Raw genomic sequence first — 26,000 nt, forward strand, 5'->3', positions numbered from 1 at the left:
TGCTCATAGTACTCATTTCTGTTACGAATTATGAAGGAATGGAGACGCTGGATCATGAATAAGCGACGACTATGGCTTTTGGGAATCTGCGTTGTTTTCGCCCTCGCCGCCGCGATACAGCCCGGATACGCTTTAACTGGATCCCAAAACAGTTCTGATGTGGTTGAAGCAGTTGTAAGCGATATAGCGGATTATCAACATGATGTTTCCGTGATGTTTACCAATGTTGGCTATGGCGATGCCACGCTTGTGCAGATTGACGGTAATTCCTACCTGATCGATACCGGGAGCAAGGCATCTGTCCCGCAGCTTCTCGGCGCGCTCGCGATGTGCGGAGTGGAAAAACTGGAAGCTGTTTTCCTGACGCATACACACAGTGACCATATTGGCGGAATGGAAGCTCTTGCTTCGCAATACGCAATAGGCACACTCTATTCCGCGGAGATCTCAGAAGATAAAAAGAATGGTGAAAACAAGATAGATCTTTTAGCCGCGGAGCTTTCGCTGAATCATGTCAAGCTTATGGCTGGCGATACAATCAACCTGTCTGCCGATGCTTTTTTTGATGTGCTTGGCCCTGTGGTATACAATAGTGAAGACGATAATGACAACTCACTGGTGCTGCGCCTTGGTGCGAACGGGAGATCGTTTCTGTTTACCGGAGATATGCAGTTTGCCGAGGAGGGGACTCTGCTGGCCGCGGGCGTGGATTTACAGGCGGATGTTTTAAAGGTGGGCAATCATGGCAATCCGGATGCGACAAGCCAGATGTTTGCGGCGGCTGTTTCCCCAAAGATCGCAGTGATATCTACGAGTACGGTTGAGGATGCCGATTCGGCGAACGAGAGAGTGACCTCATTGTTTGACGGCGCTCGAGTTTTGGTAACGGAGGGCTTCACCCGCGGCGCACTTCTGCGCGTCAGCGCATCCGGCGAGATAAAAATCTCCAGCCCCCAACCACCAAGCCCCAACGCGGATATTGAGATTGTGGAAATAGACAAGAATGCACAGACGATCACGTTGATCAATAACGGCACCGAAATGGATATATCCGGGTACATGATTTTCTCGCAAAGAGGGTCGGAGGTTTATGTATTTCCACAGGGTACGGTTATGAATGCAGGCCAAATTCTAACTATAGCCTGTACCGATGGAGAGGGGGACTTGATATGGAACGATAAAAAAGTCTGGCATGCCGAAAAAGATGATGTTGGCGTCTTATACGACAGGTATAGCAGTGAGCTGTCTCGCTTCCTGTAAAGCAAGTACAATCGATCCATAGCTCATCCGCGTGCGATGTAGATAATTGATTGGCAAAACAAAGAGGCGGATGTCGGTTTAAGGAACAGGTCTCAATATACTTCTTATTGTTTGCAGCCGATGACGTGTATAAAACGTCATCGGCTGCAAAGTAAATTTCCTAGTTACAACAGTATAGAATCCTAGTTATCATTCCCGGTTCCATCGTCCGTTCCGTTTCCGTTTTCATCAACATTGTCGTTTTGCTCATCTAAACCCGGTGACTGTGACAGAACCTGACCGGAAATACAATCGATTTTGACTTCCAGAATAGTATTGTTTGACGTATTGAACAATTCTACCTGATACAATAGGTTGCCGTTTTCAGAGTCCAGCTGCAGCGCGAAGAGAGTATAATCCGGATATGCAGTGTTTGCAATTGATAGTGCTTGATTAAAGGAGACTTTCACAGCACTCATATCAAAAGCATCTCTTTGCGCATCATTCCCATTGTCATCCGATTTGTCTTCGTATTGGATGTTTTCCCCGCCCTGCTCGCCTATTTCGTTTTGATCGTTCTCAGCGGTTTGCGGAAGAATCTGCCCCGATATACAATCAATAGCAATCCCAACAACCGAATCATCTGCCGGATTGAGCAGCGCCGCCTGGTACATCAGGACTCCATTTTCATTTTCCAGCCCCAGCGTAAGCAGCGTATGACCGGGATAAGCTTCTTTTGCTGTGGATAGAGCCTGATCAAAGGTTATAGTAACCGCGCTTAAGTTCAAAGTGAAGAATTCGTCCCCTTTAGATTCGCCTCGGTTTGTCTCTGAACCATTTTCATCGTCATCATAAGTTTCGTCCTGTGTGTTGTCAGAAAATTGGACATCAGCACCGCCATTTTCGTCTTGTTCATTCTGATTGTTTTCTTCGGCGGCTTGCGTAAAAATCTCCCCAGATTCACCGTTAATGGTAAACTCGATGATCGAATTGTCAACTGGATTGAGTAATTCTGCCTGGTACGCATGAATGCCATTTTCGTCATCTAGTGCCAGGGATAGCAGTGTCAAGCCAGGATACGCATCGCTAACAATCGAGAGTGCCTGGTCGAACGATACCTTTAGGGAAGTCATAGCAGTGGTGTTAGTGTTGCTGTCCGCCGATGCGATAATGAAAGGCGATACTGCCAGGAGAAATGCCAGTGTTACGGATACGTAAGTTTTCTTCATGTGTTTCATTTTGTTGCCTTCTTTCCAAATTTTCGTTCTTTATTTGCCGGTTCAAACGCGGCAGTCTATTGAACATTTTAAGATTAACACCCCAAGATGAGAAATAAATGAAGTGGATCCTTTTAAGAATGTTTTTCAGAATCTATCTCCTGCTTCTTAACCATGCTGCAACTATACCCACAATTGCTCCAATACCTCCACAGATGACTGTAACAATCACCACAGTGCTCATCTCTCCTCCGAACCGTTCCGAAAAGGATGCCGGGTATGGAAGCAGATAGCCCAGTCTGAGATATAGTGAAACCGCAATGGCTAGAATGTATTGAACGGCAATCCCGATCAGAAAACCGAGAAATCCTCTGCGAAGCATGTTCTTGACGATCATACAACATCCCACTTTCATCAGAAAAAGATGATGTCCGACACATAGCGCTCTTCTCCGCCCGCGGGGCTGTTGAGAATTTGTCCTTGAAACCACAACTCGGTTGAGCCTCCGCCGTCAAGGTTCATCGCAGTCTGAGCTCCGTATTCCACGAATAACTGCTGAAGTTCCGGCAGCGTCATCCCATTGGAATATCCATCCTGCCGCCCGTCAGCTATAATAATGATATAATGAAGCGTATCAATCTGACCGATCGCCGTGCGGGGCTCCCTCCGCGTACTTCTCGTGGAGATTACATCAAACGCGCTGTTAAAACTTACAGCCTGCCCGTCTCTCACTAGCTCAGGTCCGAACTCAAATGTTTGCCATACATTTTCGGATACAAGCTGCTGGCTCAGCGCTTTCGGTTTTTCCCCTTTACGGTCGGAAATTACGGACATATCTCCGTTTTGATCCACTATCAACATGTTACGGGTTGTAGTATTGGCTCGGATTAGTTCCCCGTTGCGAATGATCGTTCCGTATTTATGCGTTCCATAATCGTCACCATTAATGGCCAGAATAGCATGATTCCTCACAGCTATATCAGATACTACTTCCAATGCACTGTATGCTTTGTCTCCACTTAGTGCCGTTTGAAAATACACCGGATCGGATAGCTGTACGTCCACAACGAAATAAGTCATGTCGTTTTCTGCTGTCTTTTTAATTGTGATGCGGCGAAATTCGTCCTGATACTGATAATCATAAAGTGGCATGATACAAGGAACCTGCCATTGTTCCGCGTAGGCTGCTTCAGCGATTGCTTCCGATTGGGTCGTGCCATCCGCGTTTACGATCGTAATACTGATATTTCCCGTGTTCATCAAATTATTGTCGACAGTTCCCTGGACTGTATCCGCTGTTGCCCATATATTGAACCCAAGAACCAGTGCAATTATTAGAAACATCGCTATGCTTGTCTGTTTAACTGCGTTCCTCATACTGTACCTCCACTTGCCGTATCGTCATCTTTAGGACATAATTACTGTATCCGATGAAAATGAGAAGAAGATGAAAACCAAAGGGAATTCGGCCTTTCTCATCAGATTTTCATTTGGCTATGATATACTTGCTACATAATAGAATGAAAGGAAACGGTCAATTTGCGAATTCTAATTGTCGAAGATGATTCCGCCCTCCGTAAAATCCTTCAGAAACGTCTCACAATGGAGGGATATGCGGTTGACGCATGCGCAAACGGGATAGACGGTCTGGATTATGCGCTTGCCATGACATATGATGGGATCGTACTGGACATTATGCTGCCGGGCATGAACGGGCTGCAAATCCTAAGGCAATTGCGAGACAAGCGCTGCGAGAGCGGTGTTTTACTGCTCACCGCGAAAGACGCAATACCAGATCGTGTTCAGGGGCTTGATATTGGCGCGGATGATTATTTGACGAAACCTTTCGCATTTGATGAGCTGTTGGCGCGTTTGCGGGCACTTTTACGAAAACGCACAGGCATACACTCTCCCAAACTAGTCGTTGCCGACCTGGAAATGGATATAACAGCGCATGTTGTTTCACGCGGGGGGAATGATATTTGCTTAACAGCCAAAGAATACGCTTTGCTAGAATATCTTATGCTCAACGTCGGACAGGTGCTGACTCGCGATCAGATCGTAGATCATGTATGGAACTACGATCACCAGTTCGAAACCAATCTTGTCGATGTGTACATCCGCTATTTACGCAAAAAAATCGACTGTGATGACACGACGAAACTCTTGCATACAGTGCGAGGATTTGGATATGTGCTAAAGGTGGAAGCATCAGATGAGAAGTAATATGCGCTTACGTACAAAAATGACTTTTTGGTATACGGCCTTTACATTTGTCGTTATTACCGTGTTTTGTATATTTCTGTATTGGGTTGTCTCCAGCGAGCTTCAGCAAAGCCTACAAAACGAGACAACGATGGCCATGAGCCAACTTATCTCACAAATCGAGAATGAAAACGGTATGATCACATTCGAGAACGAAGTACCGGTATCTCAGAACATCATGTTTTATATCACCGAAGATAATGGAAGCGAAATTGCTTCATATGGGAAAGATATCACTGTGTTTGATCAGGTGCCGATTCATGAGAACGAGTATTCTACAGCGAAAGGCGCAGAAAGCGATTGGCTTTTATTGGATTCCGCACTCATCCGTGAGGATCATTTCGCTTTGCGCGTGCGTGTTGCGGCATCATATGCACATAACCAACAGGTATTGTCCATCCTATTACTGCTATTTTTCATTGGGGTTCCCTCCATAACAATTATCTTGCTTTTGGGTGGTTTTGGTATCGCTAAACGTTCACTCATGCCAATACGAAAAATCATCACGAGTGCTGAGATCATATCGCAGGGCAATCTGTCCGAACGCATTCCTCCAACCCACATTAACGATGAAATTGGAGAGTTGACAGATGCGCTTAACGGCATGCTTGCCAGTGTAGAAGCATCGTTTGATAGGGAAAGGCAGTTTTCTTCCGATGCGTCCCATGAACTGCGGACACCGGTAACCGTGGTACGTGCCTACACAGAAACTCTGATGAACGAATCGGCACTTATAGAGGAACACCGGGAGTCCCTGCAAACCATCTTAACCGAATGCACTCGTATGGAAAAGATCATCAGTCAATTGCTGATCATTACGCGCGGACAAGAGAAGTGTTATCCTATATGCATCGAAACCATAAAGTTGAAGGATGTGGTGGAAAGCGTGACCGAAACCATGGAAGAGCAGCTACGGGAGAAAGGCATTAAAATGATATCGCATTGTTCCGCGAATATGGAGATCCAGGCCGACCAAAGCCTGCTCACACAAATGCTGCTCAATCTGGTAGAAAACGCTGTCAAGTATGGAAAGAGGAAGGGAACGATCAACCTTTCTGTTAATCAAAATAATGAAGCAATCATCCTATCTATCAAAGATAATGGCATCGGTATACCCGAAGAATCACTGCCGCATATCTTTGATCGTTTCTATCGGGTTGATGCTTCCCGTAACCGGAATGGCAGCGGTCTTGGATTGTCTATCGTGAAATGGATCGTTGAAACACATCAAGGATCCATTGATGTTCGAAGCAAACTGGGGCATGGAACGGAATTCGTGATCACGGTTCCCAAATTGTAAAGCGACCTGAGTATTATTAATGGATAGTAATTCGGCTCGAGTCGCTATATGTGATTATGTAGTAATGTAAAAACGCTATAAAACTATGGGAGGCTGAACTTTGAAACAATCAAAAATAAAGCTGTTGATGAAACTGTTCTGGTCCACATTTAGACTGAGCTCGTTCACGTTTGGGGGAGGCTATGTTATCGTTCCCCTGATGAAAAAACAGTTTGTGGATAAGCTACATTGGATTGATGAAAAGGAAATGCTCGATTTTATAGCGATTGCCCAGTCATCGCCAGGGCCGATTGCAGTTAATGCATCGGTAATCCTTGGCTATCATCTGGCGGGTATACCAGGCGCGCTGGTTGCAGTGTTTGGGACCGTATTGCCTCCGTTGATTCTGCTTTCGATCATTTCAGTCGGCTATAGTGCGTTTATCGGCAACAGGCTGATTCAAAGTGTTTTGCGCGGAATGGGTGCGGGGGTATGCGCGGTGATCATCGACATCGTCATTGATATGAGCGGGAAAATTATCAAACGAAGAGAGATAATGCCTATCGCGATTGTGGTGGCTGCTTTTATCGCAGTTACGATGTTCAACGTCAACGCGATGTTCGTCATCCTGACTTGCGTATTCATTGGGCTATTGAGCGCGACTAAAAACAACGCAAGTGAGGTACAGGATGATCTACCTTAAGCTTTTATTGGCATTTTTTCAGATCGGTCTATTCAGCATCGGAGGCGGGTATGCCGCTCTGCCGTTGATACAAAACCAGGTCGTGCAGATACATGGCTGGCTTACTATGGATGAATTTGCGGATATCATCACAATTTCACAAATGACTCCGGGACCAATTGCGATAAATTCCGCAAGTTTTGTTGGCGCAAGAATCGCGGGTCTTTGGGGCGCTTTGGTCGCGACACTTGGTTGCGTGTTACCCTCGTTTATCATTGTATTATGCTTTGCGTTCTTGTATAAAAAATACAGAAACCTCCGATACGTACAGGGCGTACTGAAGAGCCTGCAACCCGCAGTTGTGGGCTTGATTGCTTCGGCTGGCGTGGTTATTGTTTCTCAAGTGCTTTGGCAGGGGAGCCTTTTCGAGTTTCAGGTAAGCGCTATTGACTGGATTGCTGTAGTGATCATGCTGATCTGTATTCTACTGTTGCGAAGGTTTAAACTCAATTCAATATACGTTATGCTGGGTGCCGGTGCTGTAGGCGGATTGATTTATACCATGCTATAAATGCACGTGCATCGTTTCTATATTGCTGAAAAGAACGCGTATAACTGGGAAAAGCCAGGAGGCTTTGCCTCTGTTACTACGGATTTTCTCCCTTCGCTGTCCAGTAGGAAGTGAGGGGAGTTTTTCTATCCCTCGGAACGGAGGGTGGCTTTGGAACATTCAACAACAGAGATCGTGGTAGGAAAAACGCTGTTCATTGTCACAGCTGAGTGCAGCCCGGCAGCTACCGAGACCTTAGAGCAGAAGCTGAAAAAGCTGATCATCCAACACATTCCGGATGTGCGAAAAGTTAACAGTAAGTTATCGGATAACGCCGCCGGGCAACTTGCTATGTCCTCCGATCAGAGCGAACATGGTCACGACCCAAACGAAAGCAGGAGGAGTTCTGATGATGAGGAAACAGCAGGTTGACCAAAGCAAAATCACTGCACTGTATTGCCGTTTGTCCCGTGATGACGGCGGCGATGCGGAGTCCAACAGCATTAGCAACCAAAAGGCGATTCTGAACAAGTATGCCGCCGAAAATGGCTTTACCAATCCAAGGTTCTATGTCGATGATGGATGGTCGGGCGCGAATTTCAATCGCCCCGGCTTTCAGGAAATGCTCGGCGACATCGAGGATGGTGTCGTTGGGGCGGTAATATGCAAAGATATGTCAAGGTTCGGTAGAGACTACTTGAATGTTGGTCTCTACACAGAGATGACCTTTCCAGACGCAGGCGTTAGGTTCATTGCCATATACGATAACGTGGATAGCGCGAATGCAGTGGACAACGATTTCACGCCGTTTCGGAATATCATAAACGAGTGGTACTGCCGCGACATCTCCAAAAAGGTTAAGGCAGGGATGAAGGCCAGGGCGCTAAAGGGAGAGCATCTCACAGGCAACGTTCCCTATGGATACCTGTGGTCTGATACCGATCCCAAAAAATGGGTGATTGACGAGGAAGCCGCGGAAGTGGTACGGGAGATTTATCGACTCTACATTGGGGGTATGACTTTCAAGCAAATTGCCGAAGAAATGAGCAATCGGAAAATTGACCCGCCTTCCAAACACATGATGCAGATCGGACTATACAAGTACGGCAGACGCCTCAATCTTGAGGATCCGCCAGAATTCTGGCACTTGGCGACAATCATTGTGATTATCGACCGTTACGAGTATGCAGGACATACCGTCAGCTACCGTAGAGAAAAGATATCCTATAAAAACAAGAAAAGCGTCCAAAACCCTGAAAGTGACTGGATTGTTACCCGTGATACACAAGAGGCGATCATCGACGAGGAAACCTGGCAAACTGCTCACAGGATCAGAGAAAGTGGCCGGCGCAGAAAGATCATCGCTCACGATAAAAGTCCACTCAACGGTTTGATTTTTTGTGACACGTGTGGGAACAAGCTGTATTACAAGCCTACACCGAGGTTGAAATCCCACGGCGGATGCTATATGTGCGGGTACTATCTGCATTACAAACTCTGCACAACGCACTATATTCGACGGGATGATTTGGATGGAATGGTGCTCACCCATCTCCGCAAGGTCACGGCTTTTGCCAAAGCGCATGAAGACGAGTTCACCAGAATGGTGGAGCGGAAAACAAAGCGAAGCGGTGATGACGCTCTCCGTAAAAACGAGAAAGAGCTCGCCGAGGGGCTGAATCGCCTAAACGAAATCGACCATATCATAAACCGACTATATGAGGATAAGGTGGTCGGCGAATTAAGCGCCGAGCGGTTCGCAAAAATGCTCGCCGGCTTTGAGGCAGAACAATCACAGCTCCGCACCCGTTGTGAACAACTGCGAATTGTCATCGCCGAAGACAGGGAAAATAACGATGGTGTGGAGCGGTTCATAAAACTGGTAAGGCAGTTCACAGATATTACCGTATTGACTACAGAGCTTGCGGTGACACTTATTGAAAAGGTCATCGTCGGGCAAGCGGAAAAAATCGATGGACAACTGCGGCAAAAGGTCCGAATCATTTACAACTTCATAGGTGATGTGACTGGGGAAATTCCTGAATAGCGGCTCTGTCGAATGTGACGGAGCCGCTGGTTTTTTGCCCCAACTCTACTACCATAAGAATAACACTCCCACAAACCGATTACGTAACACCACCCAATGAAGGTGGCGCTCATTAAGCGGCGCAAAGCCTAAGCCCAGCATGGTCGCATGACGACCGGCGATGTCTTGACATAGATCCAATATTCCTTCGGCCGTAAGCCGATCATAAGCATCGAAGAAATTGGTGGTTAGTTTATAACTGGTGGAATAAAAAAGTTTCATATCTTCCCTCTTTTTTATTATTCTATCTTGATTTTTATCTTTTCGAAACTCAATTTGACGGATTATTTGATTTTCCACTTAATTTATTTTTTATTTTTAAAGAAAAAGAAGCCAATAAATTAAAAACATAGTCGCGTTTTATTCTCATTAGCACTAGATTTTTTATTCTCTAACGATGATAATATATACTGAGTAAAGACTTAATGAACATCAAAAGACAAAGAGGTAATTATGGAAAAAAACTTTACGCGGCTGGATAAACTATTTAAAGAAATCTTTAATGAAGAACCAACCGATCATTTCTCTTGCGGAGGGCGAATTGAAATTATCGGTAACCATACCGATCATAACCATGGCTTATGTTTGGTTGGCAATTGCTCGTTAGCTATCGATGCCAGCGCTAAAGTAAATAATACTTCCAAAGTAAGTATTTATTCTGAAGGCATGGGGCTGATTGAAGTCGACCTAAGCGAACTAAGTATCGTTGAAAAAGAAAAGGGAACCAGTCAGGGAATCATCCGGGGTGTGGCAAACGCTATCGCTCAAAAAAACGGCCTCGTAAGTGGATTCAATGCCTATATGAGCAGCAATATTCCTGCGGGAGCGGGAGTTTCTTCTTCCGCCGCTTTTGAGGTTTTAATCGGCCAGATTTTTAACTATTTTTTTAACGGCTCCCACTTTGGCGAACTTTTTCTCGCTCAAGCCGGTCAGTATGCCGAGAACAAATATTTCGGCAAACCCTGTGGTCTGCTTGACCAAATCGGTGTCGCTTTCGGCAAAGCAAATTTTCTTGATTTTGCTGATATCAAGCAACCGGCTATTATCGGACTTCCCTTTAATTTACCCTTATCTTTGTTTTTAATTACACCGCCGGGCACACATGCTGATCTGGTTGATGCCTACGCTAAAATTCCAAATAGTATGTTTCATGTCGCTCATTATTTCAATCAAGAATTTCTTCGTGATATCAACCCCCGTTATTTTCTCGAGGCCGATATGCTTCATGATATCCAGCTACCGGAGGATGAAATAGCCATCGCCCGCCACTTTTTTACTGAAAATGAGCGCGTGCTGAAAGCTAAGACTGCCTTGTTAGAAAATGATGTCGATCTATTTCTTGAACAAATCCGCGCCTCACAGCATTCTTCCCACCACAATCTTCACAATACCTTTCTTGAAGGCGAATACCACGGCAGCCCTCAAGAAGCCATTGACGTCCTAAGCCCACTTATTAATCACAATGGAGCAATTCGTATCCACGGTGGGGGTTTTAAAGGTTCAATACTGGCCTTCATTAAGCCCGAGATTAAAGAAGCCTTTATCGACGGAGTCAAGGCTTCGTTTCCAAACTATCCTATTGAAGAAATATTTATTTCACCTGAAGGCGGAAGGCATATCGCCTCCCCTTTAAAATAGCGGATCAAAGAAGCTCATAATAAAACCGATAAACCGTTCAAACCAGGGAAATTCACGGCATCGTTTTAATGTTATTAGTTCACTTTTAGCTATCGTTTGCTGATAATCTGATTCGGCTTTTTTAGCTGTTTGTTCATCAAAAATCAGCGCTCCGTTTTCATAATTTAAGTATAGAGAGCGAAAGTCAAAGTTAATCGAACCGATATTAATAATCTTATCATCACTAATCACTAATTTTCCGTGCATAAATCCCGGGGTGTATTCGTAAATTTTAATTCCAATCTTAATAAGAGCGGCATAGTAGGTTCTTGCCACCCAAAAGGGAATTTTCTTATCCGGATGATGGGGCATAATAATTACCACTTCCACCCCTCTTTTTTGAGCGGCGGTGATGGCTTTTTTCAAGGCTTCGTTCATAACTAAATATGGTGTGTAAATATGAACATAATGCTTGGCATCGCCAATTTGATCGAGGAACAATCGCTCACCGCGTTCTTCACCATCTTCCGGAGCGTCGGCGTAGGGAGTAATAAATCCTCCCGAACTTTCGTTTTTCGTCGCGGCTTGAAAATCCTTGGGATCATGTAAATATGGTTCGACGATTATCGAATCTTTGTCATATATATGCCACATTGATAAAAAAGTTATGGTCAAGGAATTGACTGCCTCACCCCTAAATCTTAAAGCGGTATCTTTCCAATGGCCAAACCGATTTAATTGATTGATATATTCATCGGCTAAATTGATGCCTCCGATAAATCCGATCTGGCCGTCAATAATCATCATTTTGCGGTGATCGCGGCTGTTTTGATAGGGGGATAGGGTTGACGAAAGAGGGGAAAACACCCGACATTTGATTCCCGTTGCCCGAATTTTTTTATAGTAATTGCGGGGAATGGTCGTGAGCGAGTTTAAGCCGTCATATAGCAGGCGAACTTCCACTCCTTCCTGAACCTTCTTCTTTAAAATTGTGACAATGCTGTTCCACATAACGCCTGGAGCGATAATAAAGTATTCGAGAAAAATAAACTTTTTGGCGCCTTCCAACGCCTTGATCATATCCGGATAGACATCATCCCCTAACGGGTAATAGGTCGCCGCTTGATTGCGATAGGTAGGAAAAGGACCATAATTATGGAGATAGTTGACAACTCCAGCATATTCAAAATAATTCCGCCGGATTTCTTCCTGAATCGTTTCGTCCTGCTCCATATAAACGGACGTTTCCTTCATTCGGCGAACCAGCTTCTTACTAATGGAATGAGCCGCGGGCATAATTCGCACCCATAAATAAAGGAGCGAACCAAAAATAGGCAATATACTGACGATTACAATCCACGCCAATTTATAACTCTGGTCCGTATCGCGTTTTAAAATCGTGGCGATTAGAATAATTGAAATTGCTAAATTTAATAAATAATAGGAATAGAAATTTTCAAAAATATTGATTAAGAAAAGAACGAATACTGCTATCTGAATGAGCACTAACAGTATGGTAGGCGTCATTTGATTAAGAAAAAGCCGTTTAAATATATTGGTCTTTTTCCGCTTGCGAATGGTTAAATCTTTCTTTTTCATAATTAGTTAAATATAGCACCTAAATAATAGACAATAAACGTTACTTTTCCTAGTAAAAAAATACATGGGTAAAGAAAATCGTTAAAAACAAACAAAATAATTGCAAGTGAATGATAAAATCTCTATATTTTAAGTGAGCAAATTTTGCGGGCAAGAAAGGGCTGGGAAATGGAATCATTTCGTGATCTATTAGTCGAACAAGAAGAAAAGGCAGATATTCTGTTATATGGACTGCCTTTTGATCAAAATGCCTCGGTTGGAAAGGGTGCTTCCAAAGCCCCTGATCGTCTTCGGTTTTTAAGTGGTTTCTTGCCTGCCTTAACCAAAGATGGGTATCTGCTTAACCACATCCGCTTATTTGACGAAGGAAATGCGGATAAGTTGGATTACTCAGTTTTAAGTGCGAAATCTCTTTCTTTTCTAGAGAAAGAGAAATTCGTGCTTTTTATTGGCGGTGATCATAGTGTCAATATCGGAACCGTCCACGGGTTTATTAATTACTGCCAAAAAGTCAATAAAAAGCCCGGATTAATTCATATTGACGCCCATCCCGATATCTGCGATGAGTATGAAGGCAGTCACTTCTCTCACGCTACTCCGGTAAGAAGGGCTATCGACAACGGCATCGCCCCGGAAGATATCTGCTTAATCGGCATTCGCGGTTATGAGGAACAGGAAGTCATTTATTTTGCTGCGCACCCCGAAATAAAGATATTCAATGCCTCTTTTATTCTGGAAAATGGCCCGCAAAAAGTAATTGACTATCTAAATGAAAAATTTAATGATGACTATCTTGTTTATTTGAGTTATGATATCGACGCTAACGATCCCGCATTCGCTCCTGGCACCGGAACTCCGGAAGCCTTTGGACCGAAATCAACCGATCTGCTGGCAATTATTCTATCGGCCTTTAAACATCTGCCTATTAAGATGATGGATTTGGTCGAAATTAGTCCACCTCTCGATAACAACGACATTACCTCGTGGCTTGGATTAAAAACGCTTTATGAAATATTTTATGTCTTGCAACAAAAGAAAGAAACCTTATAAGAAAGAACCAAAGATAGAGAAATGAAACACATTACGCTTGACGCCTATGGTGGGAATCCTCGCCAACTTGATGACATCAAATTAATCAATGAAACGCTTATTACCTTAGCCTACAAACTAAAACTGGCACCAATTTGCCCACCGCAAATTATTCCTTACTATTATGGCAAGGTAAAGAAAGATATCGGCGTATCATCCTTCGTCCTTTTGGAAGGCGGACACATTACTATTCACACCTTTCCGCTTCGGGAATGTTACTTCTTAGATATTTTTACCACCAAAAGCTTTGATGAAGATCAAGTAGTTCCATTTTTGCAGACTCGGCTCTCATTTGAACTCAAATCATCGGTCTTTATTTCTACCGATCGCAGTAAGCCCAATTTTGAAATGGCACCATATAGTCCGAAAGATGATTTTGGACCCCACCTGATGGGCGAAGTAAAGAGTAGTACCATCGTTGATATGGAGCACATGGCTGATTTCCTTGAAAATATCGTGTTTGATATAAATATGGATCCCATTACCCGAGCTTTCGTTCTTAAATCAACAATGAAGAACCCCAAGTTTTTATCGGGAATTATCGTTATTGCGCAAAGCCATATTGCTCTTCACTATGAATATAAAACCAAAAAGATTTATGCCGATGTTTTCTCTTGCCGACCTTTTGATTACACTGTCGTCCGTAGCCATATTGAAAAGTTGGGCGAAGTGAAATCATTGTCTTTAGTCGCCAGAGGGGCAATGCATATTGATAAGATTAAGGCGAATATTGCTCATGATGAGCATTTGGCCTCCATGAAATGGCAAAAAATTATTCGTCGGTAATTTAAAATAAAAAGATCTTAGTTCTGATGATATATCTTGCTAAGATCTTTTTTTATTAGTTTCTTTTTTTACTTGAGCGATTTACAAAGTAGAGAAGAGATATTATTCCCGCAAAACCGATGCCAAATATTAACATCATCCACGGATTGGAAGCGGCTAATGGCTCACGTCCATCTCTTAATGAAAGCAGATTCCCACTGCTATCACTCGCGAACGGTTCATAACCATATTTGTTAACGATAAATTGATAACGGGCGCGCGCGGAAGCAATATCTTCATCGCTTGAGGTAATAAATGCATCTTTTGCCTCGTCCATCATAAAGGAATACTCATCTGTTAGTTGATCCCAATTAGTCAAACTTACATTAAGTGCTAAACACTCGTCCTTCGTCATATCGATGAAGTATCGCGCGTAAGCTTTTGCTTGATCTTCACCGGTAAAGGCGGCTCCTTGACTAGAATAATTGAGCGTAATTGATTCTAAATTGCTCACTCCCGAATCGGCTCCCGTAATTTTAAAGAACGTAGCATCTTCCACGTTATATGTTAGAACATCTCCACTGATAACAGGCGAAACAGCAGATGAGGGATTTTGACTCAAACCGACAAACAGATTAGGTACCCCCGCACTACTGCCCGTTTTAGTAAGAATGATTGAAGTCATCGGACTGAGAGCTTCGTTGTTATAAAAGGCAGAAACGCCCGATCCTTTTTTTACCTGGATAGAACTGTTAAAATTTGCCACATTTTTGAGCGTAAAATTTTGTCCTTCCAACTTGTATGTTGTTGCCGATGTTGGATAAGCAGTTGGAAAACCTGAGTTAATAGTTAAGACCTCTTGGGTGATACTGCTCGGATTTGCCTCTGCCCCATCGTTGGTTACTAAAACATCGTAGTTTCCCACTAAACCCTGATAGCGAATTGTCACTTCCTGTTGACCTAATTTACTCGTGTCAATTGAATCGTAGGTATAATTGGTAATGATACTATCTTCGCCCAGTTCATCTACATAATGGGCAACTATGCCATTAGGAGCAAAGTCACTCATATAAGGAATATACTTATCGGCACCGGTGCTATCAATCCATAAATATGGTTCACCATCGGTGGCTACTTGAATTTTAACCGTATCGGTAAATCCACCGTCTTCACTTGTCGCCGTTAAGACCGAAATGCCTTTTTTAATTCCTTTGACCAATCCGTTTTCATCCACGGAGGCCACGGACGGAACTGATGATGACCAATTGATCGTCTTATTGCTGGCGTTGGTCGGCAAAACCGTCGCTGCGATGGAAGTTTCTTGTCCGATATCCAAATTAACAACGTCCGGCGTAATGCTTATTCCCGTCGCCGCGACCAAATTAGGATCGACGGTAATCGTTAGTGAATCAACTTTTCCGCCATCACTCGTTGTCGCTTTAATAACCGTCGTTCCGCCCATTTTTCCACTAACAAGTCCCGAAGAGGAAACAGTCGCAACAGCGGGATTGCTTGATTCCCAAGAAACGCCTTTTTCACTGGCGTTAGTCGGTAAAACTTCCGCTTTCATTTGCGTACTCATATTGATGCCAATCGTAGTTTTCAAACTGCTTACACTGACACTTTCAACCGCTACTGGTTCCGAATAGGTGGCGATGGCGTTTAATACCGCCTCGGTAGGAGCACTTTGGTTTGGCTCCGGTAAATACTGATAAATGCGGCCGGCGTACTCTGGGTGATCGATAAAAGGATTACGGGCATGATGCCATCTTTCGGCGACCGTCTGATTACGGGCAATTTCAAATTCGCCCGGCGGTTCTAAATAATGCCATTTAAGCAAAACGGATAACTTGCCAATATAACCTTCCTTGAGCGTTACGTTATTATCGTGAAGCGTAACAACATAGGTGCTGTTGTTTTTGTAGCGCGTTGCGACGTACATTAAAATGCGGGCAATCTTTCCCCGTTCACCTGCCGCCGGATAAAACTGATCATCATTTTGACCGTTAGAATTATTAAAAGCCGAAGAATAAACATAACTATCCGGAGTTCCGTCTCCATAGTCGTAACTTCCTAATTCGGGAACTTTGTAGCTACTGTCAAAGCTAAGTTCATCAAACGCGGACGAGCCCCGTTTTGAGTTAACTCCCGAATCAGCCGGCCAGACATTGAAAGCGTCCGCTCCCGGACTTCCAGCCGATTCAGTTCTTGTGCCATTTCCATACCAAGAAGCCGGCCAAACATGTTCTTTATTTGAACTAGAAGGCATACTGCCGGCAGAAAAAGTGCGATAACTATTGGTATAGACCATCCGCATTTTACCCGGATGAGAACTATCAACATCCGAATATTGATAAATATCCGGTAAGGAACTATAGGAGTGATTGACAAAGCCGCTGCTCGTCAAAGTGGAAAGGGCCACCATCAAGTTTTCGCCAGTCAAAGAGTCATCAATCCCGTTATAATAGTTATCCGCATCGGCATAATCGCCGGCACCGCTATCAGCGTTAGCCAATAAAGCATTCGTGTGTAGATAATTACTTATCGCCTCAACGGGTGTAAGCGAAAAAGGAACTACCAATCCCGTTACGGTTAAGGTGCCCAAAAAAAGGCGCCTTAAATTATTCTTACCCATACCATAATCTCCGTTCTTATATGTGGGTCTATTATAACCAACCCCCAATCAAAAACAAAGTATTTTTCCGTAGTTAAGTCAATTAAGTAATTAAAAAAACATATTTATTTGAGCAAAAGATATTAAACGATATTAAAATGTCAAAACAAAGAAATGTCTATCTTTTTAATCAAACCGATTTTTTTATTTATAAACCCACCATAGTTCATAAAAGAAAGGGTATTGTCATCAATAATCGCAAAGTTTCCTCCGACAAAATCGCCGGGGTTTATAAAGGTGATTCCATCACGTACGAAGAAATCACGATGATGGGTATGCCCAAAAATAACAATGTTCGCTTCCCGCCGTTTTGCTTCCTCAATTAGTTTCTCATAACCGCGCTTGGTTTGGTAACGATGAGAATGCGTCAAAAGGATCTTTCGGTGATTAAAGGTTATCACGACATCATTGCTTTCAAAACTGTCGCAATTTCCCGCGACATAGTAGGCTTGATGATTATCCAGCAAAAGTTTGGTATCAGCATCCATATCTCCCGCATGAAATATGGCATCATATTCATAGCTTAATATCGGTTCAATTGATCGATAATGGGAGTCACTGATCAGCAAAATTTTCATCAGAAACTTTCCTTGAGAATTTTATAGACATCATCTGCTGTAAGTGTCTGGTACGATGTCGGATAGCAACTAACTGAGGACGCAATTGCTTTTAACTTGCTGTCATCATTTATGCCTAACTCTCTAAGTGAAGAACACATTTTACTCTTTTTGATAAAAGAAGCTAAAGCATCGATACCTTCATTAGCAATTTCTAAATCACTTTTTTTATCGGGATCAACATCAAAAACATTGATTGCAAACTTTCTGAAACGGGCGATAGCAAATGGTATCTTTTGCCGGTAATAAGCGATAGAGACGGCCGCTAATCCCATACCATGGGCAACATCGTAATAAGCGCCGATTTGATGCTCGATGGCATGAACTTCCCAATCACCATCTTTTCCGGGGTCGATCGTGCCATTTAAGGCCATCGTGGCATCCCACATAATATTACTCCGGGCGACATAATCATGAGGATTTTCAATCGCGACTTTTGTATTTCTCATCACATTCTTCAGCATCGCTTCCGCTAGATCATCCGAAAGATTATCACTATCATCCGCGCTAAAGTAAGTTTCCATAATATGCGACATAATATCAAAAATACCACTTAACATTTGATATTCCGGAACCGAATAAGTGAACTCCGGATTTAAGATTGAAAATTTAGGATTAAGTTCTATATAACCAGTTCCCTTTTTTAAAATTTCCTTTGTATTAGTAATAACCGTACCCCCGTTCATCTCTGAACCGGTACCCGCCATCGTCAAAATGGAGGCGATCGGTATCAGTTTTTGGGAAATTGGTTCGTGCTTTATCCAAAACCGATTCCAGGCATCATCATGATAACTGGCTAACGATACGGCCTTAGCACAATCAATGGTTGAACCTCCTCCTACCGCCAGGATTAAATCAATCTTTTTTTCGCGCACCAGCTTTGCCCCTTCCAAAACTTTTTCATATGTTGGATTGGGCATAATTCCGGAAAATTCAGTAATATCGACTTTACATTTTTTTAGTATGCCTATGACCAAATCATAAATACCATTTCTTTTTATCGAACCGCCACCATACGCTAAAAGAATGTGCTGATATTTTCCATCTATTTCCTCTTTTAAATTGTCTAAAGTTCCGACTCCAAAATATATTTTGGTAGGATTGTGATAAATAAAATTTCCACGCATAACATTACCTCGCTATTTAATTATAGCAAAGGTGAGTATGTTGTTATCATCATAATGATTTATTTACAAAAAAAGGTGACGTTTTGTCACCCTGTACAATATGTTCATCCGGATGGGAATGAGATGAACATATAGCAACCAATTGATAATTCTATATGACGTTAGGATCTCCGTTTTCAAAAATAAGGCTGGCAATACTTTGTGAATAAAAGTCGATAAATGGATTTCGATTACCTTGAATATTGAATATCGCTTGATTCCTGGATATTTCCTCTACTGATACGGGATCTATACTATTCCACACGAGAAGAGTATTAAGATAGCCATAGTACGTAGTCCCTTCAACTGCATTAACATCTCCTTCATTCACCAACGTTAGGTGTGGATACATGAGTGTCATATAGAATAAGACCCGAGCGATATCGCCTATAAACTCCTCCCCCGGGTAAAAGGCGTTACTTTGTAAGTAAGGAGATTTAGAGGCACCATTTGTCTCTCCGAAGAAGTGGTCACTATGAAGCGTTTGGTTGGCGTAGCGAGCCGCACTCCATAAATTATGCATATCCGAGAAGTGACCTTTGTTCGTCTGCTCCGGGCGATAGTCAAATGATCCGTCATTAACTTCGTAATCGACATAACTGGCAAGCGATCTACTTTTATTTGATGGCATAATCCTCATATTTGAACATGCCCAAATATGCTCGCGATCTACCGAATAAGTTCCATAACCATCTATGGCATAATTTCCGCCTGATGGCCAACCCCCTAAAGGGATTACTATGTCGGTATCATCGTAGAGAATATACTGGCCCCCCTTAGTCGAGTTTGTTATATCAATATCAGTTGAATTTTGATATTGAACATAAGAAACCGTGTCTCTTAAAACGAAGGCCAAATCAGCGACAATGTCGGCACTTTCAAAAAGCGGCGAATAATAGTTGTTATAGCCCGACCAATTCAATTTTGTTTCTGAATCAGAAGTAAAAACAGAATTTGTTGATGATGAAGAAACGGATGAATCGTCGGGCGAAGCTATTCCGAGCAGAGCGCGTAATCGTGGACGGTTAGCCCAGTAAATGCTAGGCCGGAGTTTGTACCCGAAGATTTTAGTCCTATCCCAAAGCGTAAATATGAATTTTCCGGGATTAATCCTTGCGTGTTTACAACTAAGATTTTCGCAGTGGATTCTAAACCGGCATCAATATCGACCACCGTAGTCCATACGGTTCCTGAAGAAGAATACTGGACGTAGAAATGCTCGACATTGTCGGCTGTACCAAATGTGGCCGCGCCAGATAGTGTCAAGGCATCTATTGGTCTTTCAAAAGTAAATTTAGTCTTTATATTAGCCCAAGCCGTCGTGTCATCCGTTTGAACAGCTGAAGCCAGCTTTCCGCCTAATCTAGTTCCATCTTTTAAACTAAGATTAGCATAATCCGCTTCCCATGGAGATTTTGTCGAAGAATAACCCGTGGTGGTAACATTCGTAGATAAATCTGTATTAGCATATGGTTGATTTGCGCTATCTCCGCCGTCCAAGAAGTTGAACGTCATAAAAGCACTACTTGAGGCTTCGGCATTAGCGGGAAAGATTCGGCTGACATCTCCTATTTTGGAAGCTATTAGAATTGATCCACAAAGGATGGTGGAAATAAACGCAAACGTAAGTTGTTTTTTGGCTTTCATGATGTTCTCCTTTACAAAAATCATCCTTGAAATTTTGATTTTTGTTTGATGTTTTTTCATCAATATAATTTATGATAATTTAAGATAACCTTATAGGCCTATCCATTAGCAAGCGTCATGTAATGAAAACATACTTTTTTGTAATAAAACTAAAATCGTTTTTTAAAAAATCGCCATCAAAAATCGAAGTTAAAAATCTTCAAACCAATAGCAAATTAACTTTTAATATAAAAGTAAATCATTTAAACTTTAAATATATGGAATTCACGAATAAATTTGATTTTATCAAGGGCAAACGCATTGACTTAATAATTCAAAGCAAGGATGGGGGAAACGATAAAATAATCCCTTTTTACTATTTTTCGATTGTTCTTCACGATACTGTTTGTGAAGTGGGTAAAATTAGTTTACGGATTGGCCATAATCATCATTCTTTCTTCAATGGCAATATCGGTTATGAAGTATATGAAGGTTATCGGGGACACAACTACGCTTTTGAGGCTATAAAAACGATTGTTCCTCTGGCGATATTTCACGATATGGATTATTTGATTTTAACTTGTGCCGCCGACAATATTCCTTCCAAAAAAACAATTGAAAAAACGGGAGCTGTTTTTTTGAAAAGCGTAACTCCGCCTTCGGATTACGTTTTTTACTTTAAAGATATTCCCCCGTATTGCATCTATCGCCTAAATATTAAAAAAGAGGAATTATAAGTGTTTAAAAACAAAAATGACCGCGTATTCTCCCGGATTTACTTGTGGCTAACGTTTTCTTCTTTATTTATTTTCATAGTTTGCTTGGGCACCAGCGCCTATCTGCTGAGTGAACTTCCTTTTTTAACGGCCAAAACTACAGGCGTGATTTTGGCAATTGTTTCTCTTATTGCATTTGGCTTCTGTTTGACAATTATTTTCACTGGTCGAAAAAGATATATCGCCATTATCGATCGACGTAAACAGGAAAAAAATCAAGCTATCCTTGATTCATATTTGAAAGGATCTCATCATCTCAATATATTCTATGTTATTGTTAACGATTCGACGGGCTTTAAAAATGGCAGTCAACTAGAAATAAATGAGGCGGAGATAACATTTGAAAATTTGGTTTTACCATGGTCAATGATCGCTTCGCCTGAGTATGTAATGTTTAATGGTCTTTGGTTCATCAGCCTTGGCAAAGAAAAATATCGCGGCGACCATTGGAATGGCATTTTACTTTTATCGGTTCCGGAAGCAATTAAAATTGTTGAGCACTATCTAGTTCCCATCGATGAAACTCAATTTAGGCAGACGGAAGCGGAACAAACAAAAGTAGTGAAATCCGAAATAGTCTGGGGGAAAAACAGATTGCTGTTTTGGGAACGGATTGTTTTTATTACTTTATCCTTCCTTATTCCGTTGCTTATGGGCTTAATCATTTCCTTAAAGTTTAAACTGGAAACGTTGGGTACTGTTTTTAGTACCGGCTTAAGCGTCATTCTTATTGTCGGTGTGTACCCTTGGTTTTTTGCTCGAGGAATAAAAAACAATTATTTTATTAGCAAAATAGGAATCGGTTACGCTTGGGGAAGGAAAAGCTTTTTTATTCCCTGGGATAATATTTACTCACTGGAAGTAATTAATCGAAAGATTCTTATCCGGTATCATTTCGAAAACGAATCTCAAACTGACGTTGGAATTTTAAAAATAAAATATAATGCCCGGGTGATTAAAGAGATTAAAAAAATAAATAATGAATATCTTACAAACATCCGAATTTTAGATGATTAATTGCCATATTTATTCGTCTTTTAGCATCAAATTGTTTATAATAAATAATATATGGGGTAGAGAGTATGAAAGCAATATTTGGTGTTAATCAAACTGATAGCAAAAACAATCTGACTGGGGATGAAGATGCTTTTGTGACAGCTGAAGTCGATCAATTTCAAAAGGAAAAGTTAGATCACTGCATGCAGTTGGCCACCGAGCAGACACGGCGTACTGATTTTCCTTTGTGGCTAAAAATCGTTCAACTGGTTTTGCTTCTTACCTGGATTATTGTCATCGGATCTATAGTTAAAGCCCTAATTGATGAGATTCCCTTATCCACAATGTATAGCAACGCCCCTTTTCTTTTTTATCTTGCACCCATCGCTTTTATCGCCTGGTTATTTCTATATTTTTATGGCAAGAGCAGAAAAAAATCGACGGAGAATAGTGAAGACTATAAAAATGCCGAGGACTATTGTAATCAAGTTCTAGCGGAATCAGAAGCGCAACTCCAGATTCCAAACGATGCCGAAAGAATCGACATTCTTTCTTTTTTCTACAAAAAGGACAATGAGGATTTAAAACCAATCAATAAGGGATTCACGACTTTTGTTAATTTTGAAAAACAAGTCTATGCGGATGACAAAAAGTTTTATTTGGCCGATGCCGCCAGAGTCATCGGTTTGGCTAAAGACGAGATGAAAACAATTGTTAAGATTAATAAAAAAACTTCCCTCCCTAGCTGGAATAAAGAAGAAGGCATTCAGAGTTCTAAGTATTTGCTTTACCATATGACCGTAAATAATTATGGTATGATTTTTATTAAATCTTACTTTCGGTTGGAACTTGAGCATGAAGAAGAAATATATGTCTTATACTTTCCACCTTATGAACTGTCTATCATTGAACGTCTAACGGGTTTAAAATATGTTGATGAACAAAAGTAACCTCAGTTAATTGAAATTATATTTTCAGTATTTCACTAATACCCATCGGTCGATAATATAAGTATCCTTGTATAATGAAGCAATTGTTTTCCAATAGAAATTCTTTTTGACTATGCTCCTCCACGCCCTCAGCTATTACCTTTAGATTCAAGTTCTTTGCTAGAGTAATTATTGAAATAATTATCGCTTTACTCTTTTCCCCGAAATCGGTTCTAAAAAACCGGCTGTCGATTTTAACTTCTTCAACCGGAAGTTCAAAAAGACGTGACAAATTATTATGCCCCGTTCCAAAGTCATCAAGCGATATTTTGAAACCTAATTTTTTAAACTTCTTAATTTGTTTGATTAATCTGTATTTATTAAAAATGGGTTGATCTTCGGTTAGTTCAAATGTAATGTGCTGAGGAACTACTCGATACGTTTTTATTGCTTGGATGACTAAAGTAAAAAAAGCTTCCGCTTGCATGGCATAGTAACTTACGTTAATCGAAATTGAAGCTGCAGGAAAACGCATTTGGATTTTATCATAATCGGCAAAAACCAGTTTGATTATGTAGGCGTCTAACTCCGGCATATATCCATATCTTTGAGCAATGGGAATAAAAGTAGTCGGGCTTATTGTGCCAAGGGTTGGACTATACCATCGACAGAGAACTTCAAAACCGACAATCTGTTTACTTCTAATATCCACTTGAGGTTGATAGCAAACGCTGATCTCTTTCTCTTTTAATGCCGGGCATAGTGATAGATGAACATCGGTTTCAACACCTGTCTTTTTTAAAAAACGCGGGTGGTATGCACACCAGAATTGGCCCGGATCAGCGCATATTGAATCCACGGCAAGATTGGCCTTTGCCAAAAGAAGATCTCCTTTTGGATCGTCATCCGGATATGTGGCCCATCCATATTTCAATAACAGGGGAAACGAATTTCTATGGAAGGCACTTTTAAAGAAGAAGTTAAAATTATCTTGTGTATGGATCCATTCTTCATTTTTTAAAAGAATAATCGTTAGCGAATGTCGTTCTAATTCGTATATTTCTATCTCGCTTTCATATATTCTTTTCAAGTATTCTATAAGCATATTGCTTAATTCCCGAATTTGCTGATGACCAATCATCAACTCGAGATTGATATAATTCAAAATTTTTGCATGAATGATTTTAAATGACGGAATACCTTTACTGATATGATGGCTTATGCTGTTTTGAAAGGTCTTAAAATCATTTCTCACCGAATTAGGTTTTCTCATACGTTTTTTCCTTCAACCGGATATCAATCGGGCGTTATGGCAAATAAAAAGGGAGCCTTATTTTGGCTGTTCATTATTTGCTTCAATATATTTTTGACGTTTTTTATACAAAGCATTATTGGCATTGTCAAAGAAAGTGGAAATTGAAAGTAAGGACAGCAATAAGAAAACATATAAAGAACCAAAATTACTCTGTAAGAACAAAGCAAAATGACCAATTTTAGGAACAAATACACCGGCATATTCGCCGATAATTTGCTCATAATAAACATTGGGCAGATCGCTTGATTCGTTAGCATCACCCCGAAATACATAATTTTGATTTTCAAAATCACCGCTTATATTATAAAGGCGGTGAATGATGACCATTCCTTTTTCGTTTTTATAGAGATAAATATTGTAGATGGTCATTTCTTCCGCTTGCGGTTTCCTTTTTATCTTAATAAAGTCCCCTTTAGAAAACTGCTCTTTCTCCATTTCTGGAGTTATATAACCGATTTCGGCATTAGCCACACTTGTTTTACTCATCGAATCCGATCCGACAACCAGTACACTGTTATTGCCAAAAATAAAGTATTCATTAGTAAATTTTGAAAAGATTGCCAGGCCCAAACTTGTGGCGAGTAAAATAAAAAAACTCACTTCAAAAATAAAAGTTTTTTTTGACTTTTTCCTTTTGGCTATTGACCTTTCGTTTATTTCTTTATCAAAAAAGCCCTCATTAATCTTCCTTTGCTCTTTTTTGAAAAGTGAATAATAAACGAGTGTCGTGCCAATTAAAATTGCCGCACCGATAATGGTCAATAATATAAAAAAGATTTTGCTCTTCTGATCCATGATGTTCCTCGTAGCGCTATAAAACCAACATTGGCTAAAGGGCACCTTTCTTTAAAGATGCCCTTTTTTAAAAAATTTGTTTTCCCAGTCAACTCTTGCCTTAGACTGCACTCACCGTAACAGTAATTTCTAGATTAAGGTTTGCGTCGCCAATTGCAGATTTCATTGTATTATATTCTGCTTGAGTTTTCGGGGCTTTACCCGATTCCCAAGAAAATGTTGGTAATACTATTGACCCGGTATAAACGAAGTCACTAAGAGAGGCTTGAAGGTTTAAAGCATTAGTTGTCCCATTAGAAGCGATACTAATATAACTATCAAGTGCCGTATCTAATGTCCATACGCAAGCAGCGGCGACAGTGAAACCAGTCATAACTCCCGGGGCTGTCCACGTATAAGCAATGGCAGTGCTCGGATTTATCGCGATGTCGCCATTGGCTGGCCCGCCTAAAACTAACTTATAATTGGTTAAAGTAGATGTTATTGCTACCGTCCCAACTGCTGTCGAAGAACTAGAAAAATCAATGCTGATTTCGCCTTCAGCACTAGTCGTTCCGGCTCCGGCGAATGACCAAGCAGCAAATACTGTACTCGATAGGGCAAAGAGTGAAATCAAATAGACTAATCCGGACTTTGTTTTTTTCATGTTTATTACTTCTCCTTTATTAAAGTAAATGGTATGTACATATTTAACAAAAACTTTTTGCAAATAAAATTA

At 41.4% G+C, this 26,000-nt stretch carries 27 protein-coding genes; 13 read left to right on the forward strand and 14 right to left on the reverse strand.

What is annotated here, in order from left to right; all coding sequences use genetic code 11:
* The first annotated feature begins 54 nt into the window (after window positions 1-54).
* A complete protein-coding gene (locus PKC96_07415; protein ID HMM01132.1) occupies window positions 55-1,260 on the forward strand; it encodes an MBL fold metallo-hydrolase in 1,206 nt (401 codons plus the stop codon).
* Between the two features lie 182 nt (window positions 1,261-1,442).
* On the opposite strand, the gene PKC96_07420 is transcribed toward PKC96_07415, so the two are convergent.
* From PKC96_07420 to PKC96_07435, 4 genes are all read right to left on the reverse strand, one after another.
* Window positions 1,443-2,372: a PepSY domain-containing protein gene (locus tag PKC96_07420; GenBank protein HMM01133.1), complete on the reverse strand. Its 930-nt coding sequence runs from the start codon at window positions 2,370-2,372 to the stop codon at window positions 1,443-1,445.
* Between the two features lie 10 nt (window positions 2,373-2,382).
* Window positions 2,383-2,544, reverse strand: a complete 162-nt coding sequence (locus tag PKC96_07425; GenBank protein ID HMM01134.1) for a hypothetical protein — start codon at window positions 2,542-2,544, stop codon at window positions 2,383-2,385.
* 66 nt (window positions 2,545-2,610) lie between these two features.
* Window positions 2,611-2,853 (reverse strand): hypothetical protein, encoded by a 243-nt coding sequence (locus tag PKC96_07430; GenBank protein ID HMM01135.1) that lies wholly within the window; start codon window positions 2,851-2,853, stop codon window positions 2,611-2,613.
* A 17-nt stretch (window positions 2,854-2,870) separates the two neighbouring features.
* On the reverse strand, window positions 2,871-3,833 hold the full coding sequence (locus tag PKC96_07435) for a phosphodiester glycosidase family protein (GenBank protein HMM01136.1): 963 nt from the start codon (window positions 3,831-3,833) through the stop codon (window positions 2,871-2,873).
* Window positions 3,834-3,995: 162 nt separating this feature from the next.
* On the opposite strand from PKC96_07435, the gene PKC96_07440 reads away from it, so the two are divergent.
* The 6 genes from PKC96_07440 to PKC96_07465 all read left to right on the forward strand — a co-directional run bounded on the left by PKC96_07440 (window position 3,996) and on the right by PKC96_07465 (window position 9,279).
* A complete protein-coding gene (locus PKC96_07440; protein HMM01137.1) occupies window positions 3,996-4,682 on the forward strand; it encodes a response regulator transcription factor in 687 nt (228 codons plus the stop codon).
* Window positions 4,672-6,021, forward strand: coding sequence for a HAMP domain-containing sensor histidine kinase (locus tag PKC96_07445; protein ID HMM01138.1), 1,350 nt, complete (start codon window positions 4,672-4,674; stop codon window positions 6,019-6,021). Before PKC96_07440 ends, PKC96_07445 begins: the two co-directional genes overlap by 11 nt.
* A 100-nt stretch (window positions 6,022-6,121) precedes the next feature.
* A complete protein-coding gene (locus PKC96_07450) occupies window positions 6,122-6,703 on the forward strand; it encodes a chromate transporter (GenBank protein ID HMM01139.1) in 582 nt (193 codons plus the stop codon).
* On the forward strand, window positions 6,690-7,253 hold the full coding sequence (locus PKC96_07455; GenBank protein ID HMM01140.1) for a chromate transporter: 564 nt from the start codon (window positions 6,690-6,692) through the stop codon (window positions 7,251-7,253). Before PKC96_07450 ends, PKC96_07455 begins: the two co-directional genes overlap by 14 nt.
* Before the next feature lie 150 nt (window positions 7,254-7,403).
* Window positions 7,404-7,664 carry a hypothetical protein gene (locus PKC96_07460; GenBank protein HMM01141.1) on the forward strand — a complete coding sequence of 87 codons (261 nt, stop codon included), beginning with the start codon at window positions 7,404-7,406 and terminating at the stop codon, window positions 7,662-7,664.
* The gene (locus PKC96_07465; GenBank protein HMM01142.1) at window positions 7,642-9,279 is read left to right on the forward strand and encodes a recombinase family protein; all 1,638 of its coding nucleotides are present in this window, start codon (window positions 7,642-7,644) and stop codon (window positions 9,277-9,279) included. The genes PKC96_07460 and PKC96_07465 overlap by 23 nt, the downstream gene beginning before the upstream one ends.
* 48 nt (window positions 9,280-9,327) lie before the next feature.
* Here the strand turns inward: PKC96_07465 and PKC96_07470 are convergent, their stop codons facing one another.
* Window positions 9,328-9,540 carry a thioesterase gene (locus PKC96_07470; protein HMM01143.1) on the reverse strand — a complete coding sequence of 71 codons (213 nt, stop codon included), beginning with the start codon at window positions 9,538-9,540 and terminating at the stop codon, window positions 9,328-9,330.
* A gap of 231 nt (window positions 9,541-9,771) precedes the next feature.
* Here PKC96_07470 and PKC96_07475 point away from each other — a divergent pair, with 231 nt between their 5' ends.
* Window positions 9,772-10,956, forward strand: a complete 1,185-nt coding sequence (locus tag PKC96_07475; protein ID HMM01144.1) for a galactokinase family protein — start codon at window positions 9,772-9,774, stop codon at window positions 10,954-10,956.
* On the opposite strand, the gene cls is transcribed toward PKC96_07475, so the two are convergent.
* A complete protein-coding gene (cls, locus tag PKC96_07480) occupies window positions 10,948-12,534 on the reverse strand; it encodes a cardiolipin synthase (protein HMM01145.1) in 1,587 nt (528 codons plus the stop codon). The genes PKC96_07475 and cls overlap by 9 nt on opposite strands.
* A 168-nt stretch (window positions 12,535-12,702) precedes the next feature.
* Here cls and PKC96_07485 point away from each other — a divergent pair, with 168 nt between their 5' ends.
* Window positions 12,703-13,584 carry an arginase family protein gene (locus tag PKC96_07485; protein ID HMM01146.1) on the forward strand — a complete coding sequence of 294 codons (882 nt, stop codon included), beginning with the start codon at window positions 12,703-12,705 and terminating at the stop codon, window positions 13,582-13,584.
* 21 nt (window positions 13,585-13,605) lie between these two features.
* Window positions 13,606-14,409 (forward strand): S-adenosylmethionine decarboxylase, encoded by an 804-nt coding sequence (locus tag PKC96_07490; protein ID HMM01147.1) that lies wholly within the window; start codon window positions 13,606-13,608, stop codon window positions 14,407-14,409.
* Window positions 14,410-14,464: 55 nt separating this feature from the next.
* Here the strand turns inward: PKC96_07490 and PKC96_07495 are convergent, their stop codons facing one another.
* The 5 genes from PKC96_07495 to PKC96_07515 form a co-directional block, all read right to left on the reverse strand.
* The gene (locus PKC96_07495) at window positions 14,465-17,023 is read right to left on the reverse strand and encodes an Ig-like domain-containing protein (GenBank protein HMM01148.1); all 2,559 of its coding nucleotides are present in this window, start codon (window positions 17,021-17,023) and stop codon (window positions 14,465-14,467) included.
* Between the two features lie 140 nt (window positions 17,024-17,163).
* Window positions 17,164-17,640, reverse strand: a complete 477-nt coding sequence (locus PKC96_07500; protein HMM01149.1) for a YfcE family phosphodiesterase — start codon at window positions 17,638-17,640, stop codon at window positions 17,164-17,166.
* Window positions 17,640-18,806 (reverse strand): iron-containing alcohol dehydrogenase, encoded by a 1,167-nt coding sequence (locus PKC96_07505; protein ID HMM01150.1) that lies wholly within the window; start codon window positions 18,804-18,806, stop codon window positions 17,640-17,642. The genes PKC96_07500 and PKC96_07505 overlap by 1 nt, the downstream gene beginning before the upstream one ends.
* Window positions 18,807-18,957: 151 nt before the next feature.
* Window positions 18,958-19,767 carry an endonuclease gene (locus tag PKC96_07510; protein HMM01151.1) on the reverse strand — a complete coding sequence of 270 codons (810 nt, stop codon included), beginning with the start codon at window positions 19,765-19,767 and terminating at the stop codon, window positions 18,958-18,960.
* Between the two features lie 71 nt (window positions 19,768-19,838).
* On the reverse strand, window positions 19,839-20,492 hold the full coding sequence (locus PKC96_07515) for a hypothetical protein (protein HMM01152.1): 654 nt from the start codon (window positions 20,490-20,492) through the stop codon (window positions 19,839-19,841).
* A gap of 122 nt (window positions 20,493-20,614) precedes the next feature.
* Between PKC96_07515 and PKC96_07520 the strand changes: the two genes are divergently transcribed.
* The 3 genes from PKC96_07520 to PKC96_07530 all read left to right on the forward strand — a co-directional run bounded on the left by PKC96_07520 (window position 20,615) and on the right by PKC96_07530 (window position 23,193).
* On the forward strand, window positions 20,615-21,208 hold the full coding sequence (locus PKC96_07520; protein HMM01153.1) for a GNAT family N-acetyltransferase: 594 nt from the start codon (window positions 20,615-20,617) through the stop codon (window positions 21,206-21,208).
* On the forward strand, window positions 21,209-22,264 hold the full coding sequence (locus PKC96_07525) for a hypothetical protein (GenBank protein ID HMM01154.1): 1,056 nt from the start codon (window positions 21,209-21,211) through the stop codon (window positions 22,262-22,264).
* Between the two features lie 65 nt (window positions 22,265-22,329).
* Window positions 22,330-23,193, forward strand: a complete 864-nt coding sequence (locus PKC96_07530; GenBank protein ID HMM01155.1) for a hypothetical protein — start codon at window positions 22,330-22,332, stop codon at window positions 23,191-23,193.
* 16 nt (window positions 23,194-23,209) lie between these two features.
* On the opposite strand, the gene PKC96_07535 is transcribed toward PKC96_07530, so the two are convergent.
* The 3 genes from PKC96_07535 to PKC96_07545 all read right to left on the reverse strand — a co-directional run bounded on the left by PKC96_07535 (window position 23,210) and on the right by PKC96_07545 (window position 25,928).
* Window positions 23,210-24,445: an EAL domain-containing protein gene (locus tag PKC96_07535; protein ID HMM01156.1), complete on the reverse strand. Its 1,236-nt coding sequence runs from the start codon at window positions 24,443-24,445 to the stop codon at window positions 23,210-23,212.
* 57 nt (window positions 24,446-24,502) lie between these two features.
* On the reverse strand, window positions 24,503-25,282 hold the full coding sequence (locus PKC96_07540) for a hypothetical protein (GenBank protein HMM01157.1): 780 nt from the start codon (window positions 25,280-25,282) through the stop codon (window positions 24,503-24,505).
* A gap of 100 nt (window positions 25,283-25,382) precedes the next feature.
* Window positions 25,383-25,928, reverse strand: coding sequence for a hypothetical protein (locus PKC96_07545; GenBank protein HMM01158.1), 546 nt, complete (start codon window positions 25,926-25,928; stop codon window positions 25,383-25,385).
* Window positions 25,929-26,000 lie beyond the last annotated feature (72 nt).

This window comes from Bacilli bacterium (genome assembly GCA_035326105.1).
Classification (GTDB): domain Bacteria; phylum Bacillota_I; class Bacilli_A; order RFN20; family CAG-826; genus UBA7706.

What these genes read in the sequence shown, in the direction of transcription:
- PKC96_07505 (HMM01150.1), bottom strand. Translation starts at nt 18,806, where the DNA reads ATGCGTGGAAATTTTATTTATCACAATCCTACCAAAATATATTTTGGA.
- PKC96_07420 (HMM01133.1), bottom strand. Translation starts at nt 2,372, where the DNA reads ATGACTTCCCTAAAGGTATCGTTCGACCAGGCACTCTCGATTGTTAGC.
- PKC96_07435 (HMM01136.1), bottom strand. Translation starts at nt 3,833, where the DNA reads ATGAGGAACGCAGTTAAACAGACAAGCATAGCGATGTTTCTAATAATT.
- PKC96_07425 (HMM01134.1), bottom strand. Translation starts at nt 2,544, where the DNA reads ATGTTCAATAGACTGCCGCGTTTGAACCGGCAAATAAAGAACGAAAAT.
- PKC96_07515 (HMM01152.1), bottom strand. Translation starts at nt 20,492, where the DNA reads ATGAAAGCCAAAAAACAACTTACGTTTGCGTTTATTTCCACCATCCTT.
- PKC96_07540 (HMM01157.1), bottom strand. Translation starts at nt 25,282, where the DNA reads ATGGATCAGAAGAGCAAAATCTTTTTTATATTATTGACCATTATCGGT.
- PKC96_07545 (HMM01158.1), bottom strand. Translation starts at nt 25,928, where the DNA reads ATGAAAAAAACAAAGTCCGGATTAGTCTATTTGATTTCACTCTTTGCC.
- PKC96_07445 (HMM01138.1), top strand. Translation starts at nt 4,672, where the DNA reads ATGAGAAGTAATATGCGCTTACGTACAAAAATGACTTTTTGGTATACG.
- PKC96_07415 (HMM01132.1), top strand. Translation starts at nt 55, where the DNA reads ATGAATAAGCGACGACTATGGCTTTTGGGAATCTGCGTTGTTTTCGCC.
- PKC96_07535 (HMM01156.1), bottom strand. Translation starts at nt 24,445, where the DNA reads ATGAGAAAACCTAATTCGGTGAGAAATGATTTTAAGACCTTTCAAAAC.
- PKC96_07470 (HMM01143.1), bottom strand. Translation starts at nt 9,540, where the DNA reads ATGAAACTTTTTTATTCCACCAGTTATAAACTAACCACCAATTTCTTC.
- PKC96_07475 (HMM01144.1), top strand. Translation starts at nt 9,772, where the DNA reads ATGGAAAAAAACTTTACGCGGCTGGATAAACTATTTAAAGAAATCTTT.
- PKC96_07430 (HMM01135.1), bottom strand. Translation starts at nt 2,853, where the DNA reads ATGATCGTCAAGAACATGCTTCGCAGAGGATTTCTCGGTTTTCTGATC.
- PKC96_07465 (HMM01142.1), top strand. Translation starts at nt 7,642, where the DNA reads ATGATGAGGAAACAGCAGGTTGACCAAAGCAAAATCACTGCACTGTAT.
- PKC96_07485 (HMM01146.1), top strand. Translation starts at nt 12,703, where the DNA reads ATGGAATCATTTCGTGATCTATTAGTCGAACAAGAAGAAAAGGCAGAT.
- cls (HMM01145.1), bottom strand. Translation starts at nt 12,534, where the DNA reads ATGAAAAAGAAAGATTTAACCATTCGCAAGCGGAAAAAGACCAATATA.
- PKC96_07495 (HMM01148.1), bottom strand. Translation starts at nt 17,023, where the DNA reads ATGGGTAAGAATAATTTAAGGCGCCTTTTTTTGGGCACCTTAACCGTA.
- PKC96_07490 (HMM01147.1), top strand. Translation starts at nt 13,606, where the DNA reads ATGAAACACATTACGCTTGACGCCTATGGTGGGAATCCTCGCCAACTT.
- PKC96_07500 (HMM01149.1), bottom strand. Translation starts at nt 17,640, where the DNA reads ATGAAAATTTTGCTGATCAGTGACTCCCATTATCGATCAATTGAACCG.
- PKC96_07520 (HMM01153.1), top strand. Translation starts at nt 20,615, where the DNA reads ATGAAAACATACTTTTTTGTAATAAAACTAAAATCGTTTTTTAAAAAA.
- PKC96_07530 (HMM01155.1), top strand. Translation starts at nt 22,330, where the DNA reads ATGAAAGCAATATTTGGTGTTAATCAAACTGATAGCAAAAACAATCTG.
- PKC96_07455 (HMM01140.1), top strand. Translation starts at nt 6,690, where the DNA reads ATGATCTACCTTAAGCTTTTATTGGCATTTTTTCAGATCGGTCTATTC.